General features: G+C 65.8%; 18 protein-coding genes. 6 read left to right on the top strand and 12 right to left on the bottom strand.

The window, feature by feature from the left end:
• Positions 1–153: 153 nt before the first annotated feature.
• From rimM to ffh, 3 genes are all read right to left on the bottom strand, one after another.
• Positions 154–711 carry a ribosome maturation factor RimM gene (rimM, locus tag GGD63_RS36020; RefSeq protein ID WP_183249454.1) on the bottom strand — a complete coding sequence of 186 codons (558 nt, stop codon included), beginning with the start codon at positions 709–711 and terminating at the stop codon, positions 154–156.
• Between the two features lie 9 nt (positions 712–720).
• The gene (rpsP, locus tag GGD63_RS36015; protein ID WP_166811321.1) at positions 721–1,053 is read right to left on the bottom strand and encodes a 30S ribosomal protein S16; all 333 of its coding nucleotides are present in this window, start codon (positions 1,051–1,053) and stop codon (positions 721–723) included.
• Positions 1,054–1,138: 85 nt separating this feature from the next.
• Entirely contained in the window at positions 1,139–2,686 is a 1,548-nt protein-coding gene (ffh, locus tag GGD63_RS36010) for a signal recognition particle protein (RefSeq protein ID WP_183249452.1), read from the bottom strand.
• A gap of 437 nt (positions 2,687–3,123) precedes the next feature.
• On the opposite strand from ffh, the gene GGD63_RS36005 reads away from it, so the two are divergent.
• On the top strand, positions 3,124–4,188 hold the full coding sequence (locus GGD63_RS36005) for an MBL fold metallo-hydrolase (protein ID WP_183249450.1): 1,065 nt from the start codon (positions 3,124–3,126) through the stop codon (positions 4,186–4,188).
• Between the two features lie 118 nt (positions 4,189–4,306).
• Here the strand turns inward: GGD63_RS36005 and GGD63_RS36000 are convergent, their stop codons facing one another.
• Together GGD63_RS36000 and GGD63_RS35995 are read right to left on the bottom strand one after the other, a co-directional pair.
• A complete protein-coding gene (locus tag GGD63_RS36000) occupies positions 4,307–5,005 on the bottom strand; it encodes an SIMPL domain-containing protein (RefSeq protein WP_183249448.1) in 699 nt (232 codons plus the stop codon).
• 5 nt (positions 5,006–5,010) lie between these two features.
• On the bottom strand, positions 5,011–5,763 hold the full coding sequence (locus GGD63_RS35995) for a GyrI-like domain-containing protein (RefSeq protein WP_183249446.1): 753 nt from the start codon (positions 5,761–5,763) through the stop codon (positions 5,011–5,013).
• Between the two features lie 260 nt (positions 5,764–6,023).
• Here GGD63_RS35995 and dapF point away from each other — a divergent pair, with 260 nt between their 5' ends.
• Both dapF and mtaB read left to right on the top strand, forming a co-directional pair.
• Complete coding sequence (dapF, locus tag GGD63_RS35990; RefSeq protein ID WP_183249444.1) at positions 6,024–6,899, top strand: diaminopimelate epimerase; 876 nt, start codon at positions 6,024–6,026, stop codon at positions 6,897–6,899.
• The gene (gene mtaB, locus GGD63_RS35985; protein ID WP_183249441.1) at positions 6,899–8,152 is read left to right on the top strand and encodes a tRNA (N(6)-L-threonylcarbamoyladenosine(37)-C(2))-methylthiotransferase MtaB; all 1,254 of its coding nucleotides are present in this window, start codon (positions 6,899–6,901) and stop codon (positions 8,150–8,152) included. The genes dapF and mtaB overlap by 1 nt, the downstream gene beginning before the upstream one ends.
• A 169-nt stretch (positions 8,153–8,321) precedes the next feature.
• On the opposite strand, the gene GGD63_RS35980 is transcribed toward mtaB, so the two are convergent.
• Both GGD63_RS35980 and GGD63_RS35975 read right to left on the bottom strand, forming a co-directional pair.
• Positions 8,322–9,431 (bottom strand): DUF2336 domain-containing protein, encoded by a 1,110-nt coding sequence (locus GGD63_RS35980; RefSeq protein WP_183249439.1) that lies wholly within the window; start codon positions 9,429–9,431, stop codon positions 8,322–8,324.
• 137 nt (positions 9,432–9,568) lie between these two features.
• Entirely contained in the window at positions 9,569–10,270 is a 702-nt protein-coding gene (locus GGD63_RS35975) for an RluA family pseudouridine synthase (RefSeq protein WP_183249456.1), read from the bottom strand.
• A 44-nt stretch (positions 10,271–10,314) separates the two neighbouring features.
• Between GGD63_RS35975 and ftsY the strand changes: the two genes are divergently transcribed.
• Together ftsY and GGD63_RS35965 are read left to right on the top strand one after the other, a co-directional pair.
• Positions 10,315–11,262: a signal recognition particle-docking protein FtsY gene (ftsY, locus tag GGD63_RS35970; protein ID WP_183249438.1), complete on the top strand. Its 948-nt coding sequence runs from the start codon at positions 10,315–10,317 to the stop codon at positions 11,260–11,262.
• 126 nt (positions 11,263–11,388) lie between these two features.
• Entirely contained in the window at positions 11,389–11,991 is a 603-nt protein-coding gene (locus GGD63_RS35965; protein WP_183249435.1) for a septation protein A, read from the top strand.
• 108 nt (positions 11,992–12,099) lie between these two features.
• Here GGD63_RS35965 and GGD63_RS35960 read toward each other — a convergent pair whose 3' ends face one another.
• The 5 genes from GGD63_RS35960 to ccmA all read right to left on the bottom strand — a co-directional run bounded on the left by GGD63_RS35960 (position 12,100) and on the right by ccmA (position 15,117).
• Positions 12,100–12,684, bottom strand: a complete 585-nt coding sequence (locus GGD63_RS35960; protein ID WP_183249433.1) for a DsbE family thiol:disulfide interchange protein — start codon at positions 12,682–12,684, stop codon at positions 12,100–12,102.
• Positions 12,681–12,866, bottom strand: coding sequence for a heme exporter protein CcmD (gene ccmD / locus GGD63_RS35955; RefSeq protein WP_183249431.1), 186 nt, complete (start codon positions 12,864–12,866; stop codon positions 12,681–12,683). The genes GGD63_RS35960 and ccmD overlap by 4 nt, the downstream gene beginning before the upstream one ends.
• Positions 12,863–13,645, bottom strand: coding sequence for a heme ABC transporter permease (locus GGD63_RS35950; protein ID WP_183249429.1), 783 nt, complete (start codon positions 13,643–13,645; stop codon positions 12,863–12,865). Before GGD63_RS35950 ends, ccmD begins: the two co-directional genes overlap by 4 nt.
• A gap of 91 nt (positions 13,646–13,736) precedes the next feature.
• A complete protein-coding gene (gene ccmB / locus GGD63_RS35945; RefSeq protein ID WP_130362890.1) occupies positions 13,737–14,405 on the bottom strand; it encodes a heme exporter protein CcmB in 669 nt (222 codons plus the stop codon).
• A 109-nt stretch (positions 14,406–14,514) separates the two neighbouring features.
• A complete protein-coding gene (gene ccmA / locus GGD63_RS35940; RefSeq protein WP_183249426.1) occupies positions 14,515–15,117 on the bottom strand; it encodes a heme ABC exporter ATP-binding protein CcmA in 603 nt (200 codons plus the stop codon).
• Between the two features lie 241 nt (positions 15,118–15,358).
• On the opposite strand from ccmA, the gene acnA reads away from it, so the two are divergent.
• Positions 15,359–18,079 (top strand): aconitate hydratase AcnA, encoded by a 2,721-nt coding sequence (gene acnA / locus GGD63_RS35935; RefSeq protein ID WP_183249424.1) that lies wholly within the window; start codon positions 15,359–15,361, stop codon positions 18,077–18,079.
• The last annotated feature ends 8 nt before the right edge of the window (positions 18,080–18,087 follow it).

Below are 18,087 nucleotides of genomic sequence, written 5' to 3'. Positions count from 1 at the left end.
TAATCTGGCTCACGGACGGCTCCTGTGAATGGGTGTGTGACAACCTCATTCTGGCACACCTGATGCCGTAGGGGGCCGTCCACACCATCAACCACCGCAGTTCGTTTTGCGGTGGCTGGAGCTGCCAGCTTAGCCAAAAACCACGCCCTGTGGTTATGGGTCCCGGCTTTCGCCGGGACGACTCGCGGAGGAAGCTTCGTCACGATCTTCCCCCTCGATCTCCTGCGGCAGTGCGATTACGACGCGCCCGCCCGCAACATCGACCTCCGGCACCACCGCATTCGAGAACGGCAGCAACATCGTCGCGCCCTTGAGGGGCGCGATCTCGATGATGTCGCCGGCGCCGAAATTATGGATCGCGAGCACGCGGCCGAGCGCGTCGCCGTCGGTGGTGACAGCGTCGAGCCCGATCAAATCGGTGTGGTAATATTCGTCGTCGTCCGTCGCGGGCAGCTTGTCGCGCGGGACGTAGAGCTCGATGCCGTTGAGGCGCTCGGCCTCATCGCGGGTCGTGACGCCCTTGAACGTCGCGACCAGATGGTCTTTCGCCTCGCGCGCCGTTGCGACCTCGAACTGGCGCTTGCCGTCCTTGGCGAGAAGCGGACCGTAGCGCCTGACGGCGAAGGGATCCTCGGTGAAGGTCCATAATTTGACCGCACCGCGCACACCATGCGCGGCGCCGATCCGCGCGACGCAGACCAGCGCCGACATGATCTGGCCTTAGCCCTTCGCGGCGGCTTCGGCCTGCGCCTTGCGCTCCTTGCGCGGCACGGCCTTCTCGGGGTTGTTGCGCGCTTCGCGCTTCTTGACGCCGGCGGCATCGAGGAAGCGCGACACGCGGTCGGACGGCTGCGCGCCCTTGGCGAGCCAGGCCTTCACCTTCTCCATGTCGAGCTTCAGGCGGGTCTCGTTGTCCTTCGGCAGCAGCGGGTTGAAATAGCCGAGACGCTCGATGAAGCGGCCATCGCGGGGGAAGCGCGAGTCGGCGACGACGACGTGATAGACGGGACGCTTCTTGGTGCCTGCGCGGGCGAGGCGGATAACGACGGACATTCAGTTCTCCTTCAAAGTACGTTTTGTTCGGTTGATTGGTATTCCGCGTCACGCGAGACGGGTGCGATCCCGTGCGACGAATTCCTCATTTCTTCTTGCCCGGGAAACCGCCGAGGCCGGGCAGCGTCGGCTTGCCGCTCAGCCCGGTCAGTCCAGGAAGGTTGGGCAGACCTTGGCGAAGACCGGCCGGCAGATCCTTCGGCAGGTTGGGCAGGCCTTGTCCGCCGCCGCTCTGCATCTTCTCCTGCAGCGCCTTCATCTCTTCCGGCGAGGGCATCTTCATGCCGCCGCCAAAGCCCATGGCCTGCGCGATGCCGGCGAGCGGGCCGCGCTTGCCGGAGCCCATGGCCTTCATCACGTCGGCCATGTTCCGGTGCATCTTCAGCAGCTTGTTGACATGCTCGACGCTCTGGCCGCTGCCGGCCGCGATGCGCTTCTTGCGGCTTGCTTTCAGCAGGTCCGGATGACGGCGCTCGTCGCGCGTCATGGAATCGATGATCGCGACCTGGCGCTTCAAAATCTTGTCGTCGATGCCGGCGGCCGCGATCTGGTTCTTCATCTTGGAGATGCCGGGCATCATGCCCATCAAGCCGCTGATGCCGCCCATGTTGGACATCTGCAAGAGCTGCTCGCGCATGTCGTTGAGGTCGAACTGACCCTTGCGCATGCGCTCGGCGGTGCGCGCGGCCTTTTCAGCGTCGATATTGGCGGCGGCGCGCTCGACCAGCGAGACCACGTCGCCCATGCCGAGGATGCGGCCGGCAATGCGGTCGGGGTGGAAATCCTCCAGCGCGTCGGTCTTTTCGCCGGTGCCGATCAGCTTGATCGGCTTGCCGGTGACCGCGCGCATCGACAGCGCGGCGCCGCCGCGGCCGTCGCCGTCGACGCGGGTCAGCACGATGCCGGTGAGGCCGACGCGCTGGTCGAACGCGCGTGCGAGGTTCACGGCGTCCTGGCCGGTGAGCGAGTCCGCAACCAGCAGAACTTCATGCGGGTTCGCAGCCGCTTTGATCGCCGCGGCTTCCGCCATCATCTCTTCGTCGAGCGTGGTGCGGCCGGCGGTGTCGAGCAGCACGATGTCGTAGCCGCCGAGCTTGCCGGCTTCCAGCGCTCGCTTCGCGATCTGCGGCGGCTGCTGGCCCGCCACGATCGGCAGGGTCGGAATGTCGAGGTCACGGCCGAGCACGGCCAGCTGCTCCATCGCCGCCGGACGATAGACGTCGAGCGAGGCCATCAGCACCTTGCGCTTGTCACGCTGGACCAGGCGGCGGGCGAGCTTTGCGGTGGTGGTCGTCTTACCCGAGCCCTGCAGGCCGACCATCATGATCGGCACCGGCGGGACGGAATTGACGTCGATGGTCTGGCTCTCGGCGCCGAGCGTGTTGATCAGCTCGTCATGGACGATCTTGACCACCATCTGGCCGGGCGTGACCGACTTGACGACGGTGGCGCCGATCGCCTGCTCGCGGACGCGCTCGGTGAAGCTGCGCACCACCTCTAGCGCGACGTCGGCCTCCAGCAGCGCGCGGCGCACCTCGCGCATTGCGGCGTCGACGTCCTTTTCGGTCAGCGCACCGCGCCCCGTCAGACGATCAAGAATACCACCAAGCCGTTCCGACAGATTGTCGAACAATGCCGTTGTCCTCTTTTACCTCTCCCCGCCTGCGGGGAGAGGTCGGATCGCCCTTGCGATCCGGGTGAGGGGGTACGGGACTATCTACGCGCACCACGCGTGGAGAGAGCCCCTCACCCCGACCCTCTCCCCGCAAGAGCGGGGCGAGGGAGAAGAAAGTCCAAACACCTTTGCGCCCGAGGGCGCACAGCGCTGTCGGGCGTTGACCTCCGGCCTCGAGGACCGGTCGGCGGGTCGAAAAGAAAGCCTTTCCGAGAAAGTGGCGGGGTTAAACGCCGCTCACGCCCAAAAGTCAAGGAAAGTTAGGGTGCCGGGATGCCTCTGGTAGGGCAAGATACTGAAAATGTGATCCTTTTGGCGACGGGTTCCTTTTCTGGCCGCCGCGCCCATATAGGCGGTGATGCCTTACCGCCCCGACCATCCCTAGAAGCCCGCCCATGCCGGTCACCCGCCGCCGCCTTTTCGGACTGCTTGCCGGAACCGGCGGTCTGGTCGGCGTCCCCTCCCTCTGGATATCCAGCATGAAGACCTATGACGGCCCCGCCTCCGACCATTTCAACGGCCTGCACTTCTTCGATCCGGACGGGACGCCGCCAAAGGCGCTTCGCGAGGTGCTGCGCTGGCAGTTCAGCGGCAAGCGGCAGCGGGCGGCCTGGCCCGAGTGGGCGCCGAGCCCGCATGCCGACACCCCGCCGGCGCGGGTCGATGGCGACAAGGTGCGGCTCTCCTTCGTCGGTCACGCCAGCTGGCTGATCCAGGCCGGCGGCCTCAACATCCTCATCGATCCCGTCTGGTCCTCGCGGGTCTCGCCGGTCGGCTGGGCCGGGCCGAAGCGGCGCAACGATCCCGGCATCGCCTTCGAGAAGCTGCCGAAGGTCGACGTCGTGCTGGTTTCGCACGGGCACTACGATCACCTCGACATCGCGACGCTGTCGCGGCTCGCCAAGAATTTTGCCCCGCGCGTGGTCACCCCGCTCGGCAACGACGTGACGATGCGCGGCGAAGATCCCACGATCAGGGCGGAAGCGTTCGACTGGCACGACCGTGTCGAGCTCGGCGAAGGCGTCGCCGTGCATCTGGTGCCGACCCGGCACTGGACCGCGCGCGGCCTGTTCGATCGCAACAAGGCGTTGTGGGCGAGTTTCGTATTGGAGACGCCGGCCGGGAAAATCTACGTGGTCTGCGATTCCGGCTATGGCGACGGCCGGCATTTCCGCCGCGTCGCCGAGAAGCACGGGAAGCTGCGTCTCGCGATCCTCCCGATCGGCGCCTACGAGCCGCGCTGGTTCATGCGCGACCAGCATATGAATCCGGAGGACGCGGTGAAGGCGCTGGCCGATTGCGGCGCCGAGGCCGCGCTCGGGCATCACCACGGCACGTTCCAACTGACGGACGAAGCAATCGACGCGCCGGCCAAGGCACTGGTCGAGGCCCTCGATGCCGCGAAGATTCCGCAGGAGCGGTTCGTGGCGATGAAGCCCGGGCAGGTGGTGGAGATCTGACGGCCCGCGCGGTTTAACTCCGCTGCCGCCATACATACAGCTCGTCGTCCCGGATCTGCGCGCGCTTGTCCGGGACGACACCGTTGTTGCGGCCGCCAGCGTGCTCTTACACGCCCTCTTACTGCCCCGCCTTGATCGCCCAGCTCACATGCACCGTCACCGACAGCGTCTCCTCGCCCGGTGCGACCGCAGCAGGTGCCGCCATCGGCGCCGTTGCCATCCGCGCCTTGAACAACGGCACTGGAGCGCCGCCCTCGGACACGCTGAGCGGCGCACCCAGCGCCACGCCCGTGGCTTTCGCGTAGATCTCCGCCTTGCGCCGCGCATCCGCCACTGCCTGCTCGCGCGCGTCGTCGAGCAGTTTTGAGGCCTGCGTCACCTCGAACGAGATGTTGCCGATGTCGTTGGCGCCGGCGCTGACCAGCGTGTCAATGATGCCGGCCACCTTGGTCACGTCGCGGATCTTCACGGTGACGCGGTTGGAGGCGCGGAAGCCTGTTACGGGCGAGGCACCGGTGGATTTGTTCTGGCCGTATTGCGGCTGCAGCGACAGCCGCGAGGTCTGGTAATCCTTCTCGGCGATGCCGGCGCCCTTCAGCGCCAGCAGCACCTTGCCCATCGCGGCGTTGTTGGCATCGGAAGCTTCCTTCGCCGTCTTGGCGTCGTTGGCAACGCCGGCGTCGATCTGCGCGAGATCAGGCGCTACCGACATGGTGGCTTCGCCGCTCACCGAGATCGCGGAGGGAAAATCGTCGGCGCGCGCGGGCGCGGCCAGCAGCGTGGCGAAAACGGCGGCGAGTACGGCAGGCTTTTTCATCAGTCTCACTTCAGCGGCACGAAAACATTGATCACGAGCTTGTCCTCGGCCGTCTTCAGGGGATCGGTGAGGTATTCCTCGATGAAGGTGTCCTTGGCTTCCAGCCTCTTGTCGTCGAGGTGATTGGTGATCGCCTCATAGGTGTTGTCCATGTTGTCGTAGGAGCCGCGATGGACGAATTTCAGCGCCTTGCCCTCCGGCGATTTGCCGACGCTCATGTCCTTGGGCAGGTTCTTCGGGTCCTGCTCGACCGGGATCTCGGCCAGGAAGGTGAAGCCGGTGTCATCCGTCGAGGTGTAGACGATCATCGAGTTGCCGGCATGCTTGATGCCCTGCTTGTCCAGCAGCGTGTTGAGCGCCTTGAAGGCGTCGATCAGCGTGTCGAAGGCGGAATCCCAATTGGCTGTGCCCTTGACCATCACGACCTTCTTCGGCTCGAGCGTGGTCTCGAGGCCGAAGGGATCGGCGGTCTGCACCGGGGCAGGGGTGGCGGCCGCAGCCGGCGGGGCCGTCGGGCTCGGTGAGGGCGAGGCGCTGGCTGCAGGTGCTGGCGATGCTGCAGGAGCGGGTGAGGCGCTTGCCGCAGGGGCGGGCGACGCGCTCGCGGCCGGAGCGGGCGAAGCCGACGGGGCCGGCGAGGGACTTGCCGAGGCAGCGGGCGCCGGGCTCGGGATTTGCGCCTGAGTGCCTGATAGCCCAAGCGACAACGCCGCTGCCGGGATCAGCGCGGCCAGAACAAGACGACGAAAAGTGCTCATTTTATTCTCCCCAAGGCCCTGCTTCGCCAGGGCCTTAAATCATCAAGGCCTTACCCACCAAGGCCTTAACCCGGCCACGCGTCCCGGTTCGCGCGAACCGCGCCGTTCTAACACGCGAGCGCCGAATTCGTCCCATGACAGATGCGTCATGGCAGGCACCTTGGCCGGTGTCCTGGGCCGATGTCCTGGCTCGCGGCGGCAAATCACTGGCCAAGCGGCCAAGGATCGCCATATAAGGCAGGCGAAATTCGGGAATTTTCATGAGCGCGCTGGTCAACCACGCATTTGCCAAGATGAATGGCATCGGCAACGAGATCGTCGTTGTCGACATGCGCGATTCCGCAGGCCGGGTGACGCCGGACGACGCCCGCGCGGTGGCATCCGCGCAGGGCGGCGTGCCCTACGACCAGCTCATGGTGCTGCAGAAGCCGCGGCTCGACGGCACCGAGGCTTTCATCAGCATCTACAACAATGACGGCTCCGAAGCCGGCGCCTGCGGCAACGGCATGCGCTGCGTGGTCCGCCGCATCTTCGAGAAGACCGGCCAGACCACGGCGACGTTCGAGACCGCCGCGGGCCTGCTCAATGCCTGGCAGGGTCCCGCGCCCGATCTCTACACGGTGGACATGGGCGCGCCAAAATTCGGATGGCAGGACATTCCGCTGGCGGAAGAGTTTCGCGACACCCGCTACATCGAATTGCAGATCGGGCCGATCGACAATCCGATCCTGCATTCGCCCTCCGTGGTGAGCATGGGCAATCCGCACGCGGTGTTCTGGGTTGACGATGTCAACGCCTACGATCTCGGCCGCTTCGGTCCGCTCCTGGAAAATCATCCGATCTTCCCCGAGCGCGCCAACATCACGCTCGCCCATATCGTCGATCCCGAGCACATCACCATCCGCACCTGGGAGCGCGGCGCGGGCCTGACCCGGGCCTGCGGTTCGGCGGCCTGCGCGACGGCGGTTGCGGCAGCACGCCTGAAGCGCGCCGAGCGCAAGATCGAGATCACGCTGCCCGGCGGCAAGCTCGGCATCGAATGGCGCGAGCGCGACGACCACGTGCTGATGACGGGCACGGCGACCTTCGAATATGAAGGCAACTTCGATCCGGCGCTGTTCGCGCCGGTCGGCTGATGGCCGTCGACATCGTCACCTTCGGCTGCCGCCTCAACGCCTTCGAGGCCGAGGTGATCCGCGGCAAAGCGGAAGGTGCAGGGCTTTCCGACACCATCGTCATCAACAGCTGCGCTGTCACCAACGAGGCGGTGGCGCAGGCGCGCCAGTCGATCCGCAAGCTGAAGCGCGAGCGCCCCGAGGCGCGCATCGTCGTCACCGGCTGCGCGGCGCAGACGCAAAGCCAGATGTTCGCCGATATGACCGAGGTCGATCGTGTCGTCGGCAATGACGACAAGATGCGCAGCGAAGCGTGGCAGGAAACGCGCAGCGCCTTCGACCTCGGTGCCAGCGAAAAGATCGCCGTCAGCGACATCATGGCGGTGAAGGAGATGGCGCCGCATCTCGTCGACGGTTTTGCCAGCGGCTTGCCGCGCGTGTTCGTGCAGGTGCAGAACGGTTGCGACCATCGCTGCACCTTCTGCATCATCCCGTTCGGCCGCGGCAATTCGCGTTCGGTGCCGATGGGCGCGGTGGTCGAGCAGGTGCGGGCGCTCGCCGAGCGCGGCCACGCCGAGATCGTGCTGACCGGCGTCGATCTCACCAGCTACGGTGCGGACCTGCCCGGCGCGCCGAAGCTCGGCATGCTGACGAAGCAGATCCTGCGGCATGTGCCGGAGCTGAAGCGCCTGCGCATCTCCTCGATCGATTCGATCGAGGCCGACAGCGACCTGCTCGATGCCATCACTGAGGATGCGCGCCTGATGCCGCATCTGCACCTGTCGCTCCAGTCAGGCGACGACATGATCCTGAAGCGGATGAAGCGGCGGCATGCGCGGCAGGATGCGATCGCCTTCTGCGAGCAGGTGCGCCGCCTGCGTCCCGATATCGCCTTTGGCGCCGACATCATCGCGGGCTTCCCGACCGAGACCGAGGAGATGTTCTCGCGTTCGCTCGAACTCGTCGAAGAATGCGGCCTGACCTTTCTGCACGTCTTCCCCTATTCCCCGCGCCCCGGCACACCCGCCGCGCGCATGCCGCAGGTTGCGGGTCCCGTCATCAAGGATCGCGCGAAGCGGCTGCGAGCAGCCGGAGACGCGGCGCTGCGACAGCGGCTGCAAGCCGAGATCGGCGCGACACGCGATGTGCTGATCGAGAGCGAGGGGCAGGGCCGCACGGAGCACTATTTGCCGGTTGCGATTGCGGGCGAGCGGGTGGGAAGCATCGTGCCGCGAAGGATCGCCGGCAGCGATGGCGAGCGGCTGACTGTATAAAGCGCTCTCTTCCCTTCTCCCCTTGCGGGAGAAGGTGGCGCGAAGCGCCGGATGAGGGGTTGCTTCCGCGAATCCAACTGCGTGAGGGTGCGTGCGGAGAGAGACCCCTCACCCGTCTCGCCGCTATCGCGGCGAGCCACCCTCTCCCGCAAGGGGAGAGGGGAAGAGTCTACGACGCCCGCACCTGCCAGAACCGCAGCGTCCGCCGCGCATTCTCCGGCGTCATGCGCGCGTAATGCCCCTGCGCCTTGGCAAGATCGGCCGGCTTCATGGCACCTGTCGAAAAACGGCTTTCGAGCACGGCGACTGTGGTTTCCCAGCTGAGCTGCGCCGCCTTGCACGGCACCAAGAGGCCGTCCTCGCGCAGGCTCTGCATCAGCGGCCGGATCACCTCGACGGTCGATCCGGACAACGCCGCGAGGGCCGCGGCGGTCTCTTCATAGCGCCGCTGTTTGGCGAAGCCGAGCAGCGTCGCCTCGCTGAGCTGGCCGGTGGCCTTGAGGCCTGCGATGGCGCGCTTGGCGCCTTCGAAATCGCGAACCCCCGACATCTCGCGCTCGACGCCGACGGTGACGGCGGCGATCGCGCTCTGGATTTCCTCGAATAGATGCGGCGGCGCGCGCGACAACAGGCGCGTGCGGACCGCGTCCGTCGCCGAGCGCAGCAGCCGGCGGCGCAGTTCCGACGGCAAATCGACGCGAACGCCGACGCTCACGGCAAGCTCGGGATCGCTTTCGGCCTGCCCGACGATGAGGGCAAACCCGTTTCCGGACACGCGCGCGCCGGGATTGGCGGCGAGCCGCCGGCTGACGCTGGGATAGCGCCGCGCCAGCAGCGCGTCGGTGACGATCTCCTTCAGCCACCAGCGGCCGGCGACCGCGAGCAGATGCGGCTCACCCTTGCTGGAGGCGATCTTCACCAGCTCGCCATCGTCGAGGCGCGCGGATTCCTGCAGCACAGGACCGGCGATGCGGATCTCGTCATTGTTGGCGAGGCGGCGGATCACGGAAGGCGGCGCCTGCGCGATCGGCGCCAGCTGCGCGCTGATCTCGGCCAGCGCGACGCGTGCGCCCATGTCGGCAATCGCGCGCAGCTCGATGGTGCCGATCAGGCGCTCGAGCACGTCGTCGAACAGCGCGATCTGCTCGTCGCTGAAACTGCCGGCGGAGGCCAGGAACAGGTCGGTGACGCGCCGCGCCGTTTCCAGCCCCTTTTCCGGCGAGCCGACCCGAAGTGCGGATTCGACCTCGTCGATGATCGATAGCTCGGCCTTGGGCATGACGCGCGGCTCGTCCTGAGCGGATTGACGGAAGCTTGTTCTAAGCGACCGTTATCATTAGAGGCGAGCCCTGAACGTTTCGTAAACCATGGCAGGGTAGCCGAGCACGGCTCCTCACCATGAGGGACGAGGAGGGGCTACTCCCCATTCCACCCGCAGGCGCGGAGCTTCTCGTGCATGTGGGGCGGGGCGGGGGCCACCACGCGGACCGGCTCCTTGTTCCGGGAGATCGGCACCACGATTTCGCGGGAATGCAGATGCAGCCGCGGCTCGCCGAAGCGCGGGCCGTTGCCGTAAATGTTATCGCCGAAGATCGGCCATCCGCTCTCGGCCGAATGCACGCGCAATTGATGGGTCCGCCCGGTCACCGGTTCCATGGCGAGCCAGGTGAAACCGTCGCCCCGGCCCATCACCTTCCAGTTGGTGATGGCCTTTTGTCCTTCCGGGTCGGGTTTCTGCCACCAGCCGCGTTCGGCATTGAGCCGGCCAAGCGGCATGTCGATCGTGCCCTCGTCCTCGGCAGGGCCGCCCTCGACCACGGTCCAGTAGGTCTTGCCGATCTTGCCATGCTTGAACAGCAGGCCCAGTGATGCGGTCGCCTTGCGGTGGCGGCCGAGCACGAGGCAACCGGAGGTGTCCTTGTCCAGCCGGTGGGCCAGCACCGGTGGCCGCGGCAGGCCGAATCGGAGCGCGTCGAAGGAATGCTCCAGATTGGCGCCGCCCTTGGGGCCGCGATGCACCGGCAGGCCGGCCGGCTTGTCGATGACCAGCATCAAGCCGTCGCGATGGAGCACGCGGGCCTGGATCTCGTCGGCGGTCAATTCGGGAACATCGAGCAATTGCAAGACTTTCGTTTATGGGCCGGAACGGCTAACACGCCACCATGAACGATACCACCTCCGACCCCCCCAAGCTGAGCTGGTGGCGCCGCCTGTCCAACGGGCTGAAGCGCACCTCGTCCTCGCTCGGGACAGCGGTCGCCGACCTCGTCACCAAGCGCAAGCTCGACCGCGCCATGCTCGACGACATCGAGGACGTGCTCTTGCGCGCCGACCTCGGCACCTCCGTCGCGGTGCGGATCGCGGATGCCGTCGGCGCCGGGCGCTACGACAAGGCGATCTCGGAGGACGAGGTCAAGGACGTCGTCGCGACCGAGGTCGAGAAGGTGCTGTCGCCGGTGGCAAAGCCGCTCGAGATCGATGCGGCCCGGAAGCCGTTTGTGATCCTCGTGGTCGGCGTCAACGGCTCCGGCAAGACCACCACCATCGGAAAGCTCTCGCAGAAATTCGCATCCGAAGGCCGCAAGGTGATGCTGGCCGCCGGCGATACGTTTCGCGCCGCCGCCATCGAGCAGCTCAAGGTCTGGGGCGAGCGCACCAGGACGCCGGTCATTGCCGGCGCGCAGGGCTCGGATTCGGCCAGCCTCGCCTTCAACGCGCTCACCGCGGCAAAGGAGCAGAACATCGATGTGCTCCTGATCGACACCGCTGGCCGGCTGCAGAACAAGGCCGAGCTGATGAACGAGCTCGAAAAGGTCGTCCGCGTCATTCGCAAGGTGGATGACACTGCGCCGCATGCCGTGCTGCTTGTGCTCGATGCCACCGTGGGCCAGAACGCGCTGTCGCAGGTCGAGGCGTTCCATCGCACCGCCGGGGTCACCGGCCTCGTGATGACCAAACTCGACGGCACCGCCCGCGGCGGCATCCTGGTGGCGCTCGCGGAGAAGTTCAAACTGCCGGTGCATTTCATCGGCGTCGGCGAAGGCGTCGACGACCTCGCGCCGTTCACCGCGCGCGATTTCGCCCGCGCCATTGCCGGAATTGAGTCATAGGTTTCTTTCGTCATGCCCCGCGCAGGCGGGGCATCCAGTACGCCGCACCGCCAGTTATCTATCGAGGCGCCTCGGAATACTGGATCACCCGCCTTCGCGGGTGATGACAGCAACAAAGGTCAGAGAATGGACAAGACCCAGCCGCATCCGCTGTTCAAGCTTGCGACCGAGCTCGGTCCGCTGCTCGTGTTCTTCTTCGTCAATGCGAAGTTCAACCTGTTCGCCGCGACCGGCGCCTTCATGGTCGCGATCGTCGCGGCGATGGCCGCCTCTTACGTGGTGACGCGCCACATCCCGATCATGGCGATCGTCACAGGCGTGATCGTGCTGGTGTTCGGCACGCTGACGCTGGTGCTGCACGATGAGACCTTCATCAAGGTCAAGCCGACCATCATCTACGGCCTGTTCGCCGCGATCCTCGGCGGCGGCCTGTTGTTCGGCCGCTCCTTCATCGCCGTGATGTTCGACCAGATGTTCAATTTGACGCCGCAGGGCTGGCGTATCCTCACGCTGCGCTGGGCGCTGTTCTTCGCCGGCATGGCGGTGCTGAACGAGATCGTCTGGCGCACCCAGAGCACGGATTTCTGGGTGAACTTCAAGGTGTTCGGCGTTACCCCGATCACGATGATCTTCGCCATCGCCCAGATGCCGCTGACCAAGCGCTATCACCTTGAGCCGGTGTCGCTGGAGACCAGCGAGGCCGAAGCGGGGGATGTGCGGAAGGGGTAGTCGGTCTCTCCGCTCGTCATTGCGAGCGAAGCGAAGCAATCCAGAATCTTTCCGCGGGGAAATTCTGGATTGCTTCGTCGCAAGGGCTCCTCGCAATGACGAAGGCGGCTACTTCAGCGCCTTCTCCATCTGCGGCAACAGCACCTTCTGCAGATTGTCCGGCGTGATCGGGCCGACCAGCTTGTAGACGATGGTGCCTTCGCGCCCGACGACAAAAGTCTCCGGCACGCCGTAGACGCCCCATTCGATCGAGGCGCGGCCGTTGGCGTCGACGCCGACCCGGCTGAACGGGTTGCCGTAGCGCCCGAGGAAGCGGCGCGCATTGTCGGCTGCGTCCTTGTAGTTGATGCCGACGAGTTGGAAGCGCTTGTCTTTTGCTAGTTCGGTCAGAAGCGGTGCTTCGTCATGACACGGCACGCACCAGGACGCCCAGACGTTGACGAGGCTGACCTTGCCCTTGAACGCGGCGGGATCGAGGCCCGGCACCTGTGCGCCGTTGTCCTGCAATCCCTCCAGCGGCGGCAGCACGGTCTGCGGCACCGGTCGTCCGATCAGCGCGGAGGGAATCCGCGAGATATCACCGCTGCCGAGCCGGAACCAGAACAGCACGGCGAGGCCGATGAAAGCGATCAGCGGCAGCACCATCAGGAAGGTGCGGCGCTGCGGCGGGACGGAGCTCGACTGATGGCTCATGGCGCGTCCATCGCGCTGCGGCCCGAGCGGCGGGTGACGCCGCTACGGTCGAGCTCGCGCAGGCGCCGGGTCTGGTTGCGATAGTCGAGCACGATCCAGCCGATCAGGATCACGACCACGAGTGCCGCAGCCGCGTAGGACGTCACGATGAAGGATGCGTAGGGACCGAGCGACATCATCACGCCGCCCCAACTTCGTTCGACGCGCTTCCTTCACGCGAGCCGGCGCTCGAGAACGCGACACGGCTCGCCTGCATCATCTGCAGCGAGCGGACGCGCCGGCGCAGGATCTCGTTGCGCATCGCCGCCAGATGCAGCGTCACGAACAGCAGCGTGAAGGCGATCGCCATCAGCAGCAGCGGAATCAGGAACGACTTGTCGAGTGACGAGCCGCCCATGCGCATCACCGAGGCCGGCTGGTGCAGCGTGTTCCACCAGTCGACCGAGAACTTGATGATCGGCAGGTTGATCGCGCCGACCAGCGTCAGCACCGCCGCGGCGCGCGCCGCGCGCGAGGGATCGTCGACCGCGCGCCACAGCGCCATCAGCCCGAGATACATCAGGAACAGGATCAGCACCGAAGTCAGCCGCGCGTCCCATTCCCAATAGGTGCCCCACATCGGCCGGCCCCACAGCGAGCCCGTGAGCAGTGCGAGAAAGGTGAAGCTGGCGCCGATGGGAGCTGCCGCCTTTGCGGCGACGTCGGCGAGCGGATGCCGCCACACCAGCGTGCCCAGCGAGGCGATGCTCATCACGCCCCACACGAACATCGATAGCCAGGCATTGGGCACGTGGATGAACATGATCTTGACGGTCGCGCCCTGCTGGTAGTCGTCGGGCGCAAGAGCGGATTGATAGAGGCCGATGGTGAGCAGGATGACGGTCGCGGCCGCGAGCCACGGCAACACCCGCGCTGTCAGCGCGAGGAACCGCGTGGGGTTGGCGAGGTCGATCAGCGACATGGTATCCTGATAATCACCGGGGGCTGCTCACGCAATCAGCATAAAAGCAGGATGCGAAAGTTGATCGGGGTCAAGGTCAGTCCAGTCCAACTCAATCCAGTCCATGCCGCAGGCTCGCCGCGGCCGCGAAGGGCCCGACCACGAGGCTGACCAGCGACAGCGCGCACAGGATCGAGAACGGCGCCCCGAACGTCATGGGACCGACGATCGCGGCCTGCGAAGCCGCAACCCCGAAGATCAACACCGGGATCGACAGCGGCAGCACCAGTACGGCCATCAGCAGCCCGCCGCGATGCAGCGTCACCGCCAGTCCCGCGCCGATCATGCCGGTGAAGGTCAGGGCCGGCGTGCCCGCCAGCAGCGTCAACGCCACCGCGCCGGTTGCGACCATGTCGAGGTTCAGCAACAGGCCGAGCACGGGGGTTGCGACAATCAGCGGCAGGCCGGCGGCCAGCCAATGCGCCAGCGCCTTGGCTGCGCAGGCGAGTTCCAGGGGCGTCCGGCTCATCGTGATCAGGTCGAGCGAGCCGTCCTCATGGTCGGCCATGAACAGCCGGTCCAGGGTGAGCAGGCTCGCCAGCAGCGCGCCGAGCCACAGGATCGCCGGTCCCAGCCGCGACAGCAGCGCCAGGTCCGGCCCGACCGCGAACGGCATCAGCACCACCACGGTCAGGAAGAACAGCACCCCGATCAGCGCCCCGCCGCCGACGCGGAGCGCGATCCGGATGTCCCGGCGGATGAGGGCGGACAGGGCGGTCATGGGGTGCTCCCATTGTGCCCCAACGGCGGTGCGTTCCCTCCCCCCGCAAGGGGGGAGGGAACGGAGAGGCCGGTGGCCAGCCGCTTGGAAAGCTGAGGGTCGGGCCGGATCACGCCACACCCCCGATTCTGAGCTCCCGCGAATCGATCCCCAATGGCGCGTGGGTCGCCGCGATGATCATGCCGCCGCGGGCGAGGTGCTCGCGCATCAGGCCGCCGAACATGTCCTGGCCGGCTACGTCCAGCGCCGTGGTCGGCTCGTCCAGGAGCCAGATCCGGCGCCTGATAGTGAGCAGCCGGGCCAGCGAGAGCCGGCGGCGCTGGCCGGCGGACAGGAAGGCGGCGGGCAGATGGGCGGCGTGGTCGAGGCCGACGGCCTCGAGGCTCGCGGCCGCGTTGCCCCGCTCGCCGCCGAGAAAATCGGCCCAGAATGCCAGGTTTTCCGCCACACTCAGCGCCGGCTTCAGGGCGTCGCGATGGCCGAGATAGTGGCATTGCTCCGGCAATGTCAGCTCGGCATCGCCGCCATCGAGCGCGATTGTCCCGCCGGCCGGAATGAGCAGGCCTGCGATCAGCCGCAGCAGCGAGGTCTTGCCCGACCCGTTGCGACCCATCACCGCCACCGCCTCGCCGGAGACGGCCGCGAAATCGAGCCCGGAAAACACCTCGCGGCCGCCGCGCACGCAGGCGACCCCGCGTCCGGACAGCTGCATCTTGCCTTGGTCCAATCCGCTCAAAGCCAGGCCTCAGGAAATCTTGGGGTAGCGCATGGGAATTTTTGGCTCGGCAATTGCTGCGGCACGATTGTGGCTGTGGCGGCGCGGTTAGAAAGCTTCTATAAGCCCGGAACTACTTGATGCAGCAACTCAACCTGCCCCTGCAAGCGACCCAGCCTGCTACGCTGACGGTGTTAAAATACCCTGCCGGGTATAACTAACAATTGGGATTTCCTACATGACCTCGCTCGACAGCTTCAAATGCAAAAAGACCCTCAAGGTCGGCGCCAAGACCTATGTCTATTACAGCCTGCCCACGGCCGAGAAGAATGGTCTGAAGGGAATCTCCAAGCTTCCCTATTCAATGAAGGTCCTGCTTGAGAACCTCCTGCGCAACGAGGACGGCCGCTCGGTCAAGAAGGAAGACATCGTCGCGGTGTCGAAGTGGCTGCGCAAGAAGTCGCTGGAGCATGAGATCGCCTTCCGCCCGGCCCGCGTGCTGATGCAGGACTTCACCGGCGTGCCGGCGGTGGTCGACCTCGCCGCGATGCGCAACGCGATGCAGAAGCTCGGCGGCGACGCCGAGAAGATCAATCCGCTGGTGCCGGTCGACCTCGTCATCGACCATTCCGTGATCGTGAACTTCTTCGGCGACAACAAGGCCTTCGGCAAGAACGTCACTGAAGAATACAAGCAGAACCAGGAGCGCTACGAGTTCCTGAAGTGGGGCCAGAAGGCGTTCTCGAACTTCTCCGTCGTGCCGCCCGGCACCGGCATCTGCCACCAGGTCAATCTCGAATATCTCTCCCAGACGGTCTGGACCAAGAAGGAGAAGATGACGGTCGGCAAGAAGACCGGCACCTTCGAGGTCGCATACCCTGACTCGCTGGTCGGCACCGACTCGCACACCACCATGGTCAACGGTCTCGCCGTGCTCGGCTGGGGCGTCGGCGGCATCGAGGCGGAAGCCTGCATGCTTGGCCAGCCGCTGTCGATGCTGCTGCCCAACGTCGTCGGCTTCAAGCTGAAGGGCGCAATGAAGGAAGGCGTCACCGCGACCGACCTCGTTCTGACCGTAACGCAGATGCTGCGCAAGCTCGGCGTCGTCGGCAAGTTCGTCGAGTTCTTCGGCCCCGGCCTCGACAACCTGTCCGTCGCCGACAAGGCGACCATCGCCAACATGGCGCCGGAATACGGCGCGACCTGCGGCTTCTTCCCGGTCGACGCCGCCGCGATCGACTACCTCAAGACCTCCGGCCGCGCCGCGCCGCGCGTCGCGCTGGTGCAGGCCTATGCCAAGGCGCAGGGCCTGTTCCGCACCGCCAAGTCGGCCGATCCGGTGTTCACGGAAACGCTGACGCTCGACCTCGCCGACGTCGTGCCCTCGATGGCCGGCCCGAAGCGTCCCGAGGGTCGCATCGCGCTGCCGTCGGTCGCCGAAGGTTTCTCGGTTGCGCTCAGCAGCGAGTACAAGAAGGCCGAGGAGCCGACCAAGCGCTTCGCCGTCGAAGGCAAGAATTTCGAGATCGGCCATGGCGACGTCGTGATCGCGGCGATCACCTCCTGCACCAACACCTCGAACCCGAGCGTGCTGATCGGTGCCGGCCTGCTGGCGCGCAATGCCGCTGCGAAGGGCCTGAAGGCAAAACCGTGGGTGAAGACCTCGCTCGCCCCGGGCAGCCAGGTGGTCGCGGGCTATCTCGCCGATTCCGGTCTGCAGAAAGATCTCGACAAGGTCGGCTTCAACCTGGTCGGCTTCGGCTGCACCACCTGCATCGGCAATTCCGGTCCGCTGCCGGAGGAGATCTCGAAGTCGATCAACGACAACGGCATCGTCGCCGCCGCCGTGCTCTCCGGTAACCGCAACTTCGAAGGCCGCGTCTCGCCGGACGTGCAGGCGAACTATCTGGCGTCGCCGCCGCTCGTCGTCGCCCACGCGCTCGCGGGCAGCGTGACGAAGAACCTCGCCGTCGAGCCGCTCGGCGAGGGCAAGGACGGCAAGCCGGTGTACCTCAAGGACATCTGGCCGACCACCAAGGAGATCAACGCCTTCATGAAGAAGTTCGTGACCGCGTCGATCTTCAAGAAGAAGTATGCCGACGTGTTCAAGGGCGACACCAACTGGCGCAAGATCAAGACCACCGAAAGCGAGACCTATCGCTGGAACATGTCTTCGACCTATGTGCAGAACCCGCCCTACTTCGAAGGCATGAAGAAGGAACCGGAGCCGGTCACCGACATCGTCGAGGCGCGCATCCTCGCCATGTTCGGCGACAAGATCACCACCGACCACATCTCGCCGGCCGGTTCGATCAAGCTCACCTCGCCCGCCGGAAAATATCTCAGCGAGCATCAGGTGCGCCCCGCCGACTTCAACCAGTACGGCACGCGTCGCGGCAACCACGAAGTGATGATGCGCGGCACCTTCGCCAACATCCGCATCAAGAACTTCATGCTCAAGGGCGCGGATGGAAACATCCCCGAGGGCGGTCTTACCAAGCACTGGCCCGACGGCGAGCAGATGTCGATCTACGACGCCGCGATGAAGTACCAGCAGGAGCAGGTGCCGCTGGTGGTGTTCGCCGGCGCCGAATACGGCAACGGCTCCTCGCGCGACTGGGCCGCGAAGGGCACGCGTCTGCTCGGCGTGCGCGCCGTGATCTGCCAGAGCTTCGAGCGCATCCATCGCTCCAACCTGGTCGGTATGGGCGTGCTGCCGCTGACCTTCGAGGAAGGCACCTCCTGGTCCTCGCTCGGCCTGAAGGGCGACGAGAAGGTCACGCTGCGCGGCCTCGTCGGCGACCTCAAGCCGCGCCAGAAGCTGACCGCGGAGATCGTCTCCGGCGACGGTTCGTTGCAGCGCGTTTCGCTGCTCTGCCGCATCGATACGCTGGACGAGCTCGACTACTACCGTAACGGCGGCATTCTGCACTACGTGCTGCGCAAGCTCGCGGCCTAAGCGCGAAT

Origin of the sequence: Bradyrhizobium sp. cir1 (assembly GCF_014198245.1) — a bacterium.
GTDB lineage: Bacteria > Pseudomonadota > Alphaproteobacteria > Rhizobiales > Xanthobacteraceae > Bradyrhizobium.
The sequence above is the reverse complement of the archived record's forward strand: the minus strand, read 5'-3'. Positions and strand labels throughout refer to the sequence as shown.

Excerpts from the sequence above, each read along its gene's own strand:
- rimM (WP_183249454.1), bottom strand. The coding sequence starts at position 711 with ATGTCGGCGCTGGTCTGCGTCGCGCGGATCGGCGCCGCGCATGGTGTG.
- rpsP (WP_166811321.1), bottom strand. The coding sequence starts at position 1,053 with ATGTCCGTCGTTATCCGCCTCGCCCGCGCAGGCACCAAGAAGCGTCCC.
- GGD63_RS36005 (WP_183249450.1), top strand. The coding sequence starts at position 3,124 with ATGCCGGTCACCCGCCGCCGCCTTTTCGGACTGCTTGCCGGAACCGGC.
- GGD63_RS36000 (WP_183249448.1), bottom strand. The coding sequence starts at position 5,005 with ATGAAAAAGCCTGCCGTACTCGCCGCCGTTTTCGCCACGCTGCTGGCC.
- GGD63_RS35995 (WP_183249446.1), bottom strand. The coding sequence starts at position 5,763 with ATGAGCACTTTTCGTCGTCTTGTTCTGGCCGCGCTGATCCCGGCAGCG.
- dapF (WP_183249444.1), top strand. The coding sequence starts at position 6,024 with ATGAGCGCGCTGGTCAACCACGCATTTGCCAAGATGAATGGCATCGGC.
- mtaB (WP_183249441.1), top strand. The coding sequence starts at position 6,899 with ATGGCCGTCGACATCGTCACCTTCGGCTGCCGCCTCAACGCCTTCGAG.
- GGD63_RS35980 (WP_183249439.1), bottom strand. The coding sequence starts at position 9,431 with ATGCCCAAGGCCGAGCTATCGATCATCGACGAGGTCGAATCCGCACTT.
- ftsY (WP_183249438.1), top strand. The coding sequence starts at position 10,315 with ATGAACGATACCACCTCCGACCCCCCCAAGCTGAGCTGGTGGCGCCGC.
- GGD63_RS35965 (WP_183249435.1), top strand. The coding sequence starts at position 11,389 with ATGGACAAGACCCAGCCGCATCCGCTGTTCAAGCTTGCGACCGAGCTC.
- GGD63_RS35960 (WP_183249433.1), bottom strand. The coding sequence starts at position 12,684 with ATGAGCCATCAGTCGAGCTCCGTCCCGCCGCAGCGCCGCACCTTCCTG.
- GGD63_RS35950 (WP_183249429.1), bottom strand. The coding sequence starts at position 13,645 with ATGTCGCTGATCGACCTCGCCAACCCCACGCGGTTCCTCGCGCTGACA.
- ccmB (WP_130362890.1), bottom strand. The coding sequence starts at position 14,405 with ATGACCGCCCTGTCCGCCCTCATCCGCCGGGACATCCGGATCGCGCTC.
- ccmA (WP_183249426.1), bottom strand. The coding sequence starts at position 15,117 with ATGCAGCTGTCCGGACGCGGGGTCGCCTGCGTGCGCGGCGGCCGCGAG.
- acnA (WP_183249424.1), top strand. The coding sequence starts at position 15,359 with ATGACCTCGCTCGACAGCTTCAAATGCAAAAAGACCCTCAAGGTCGGC.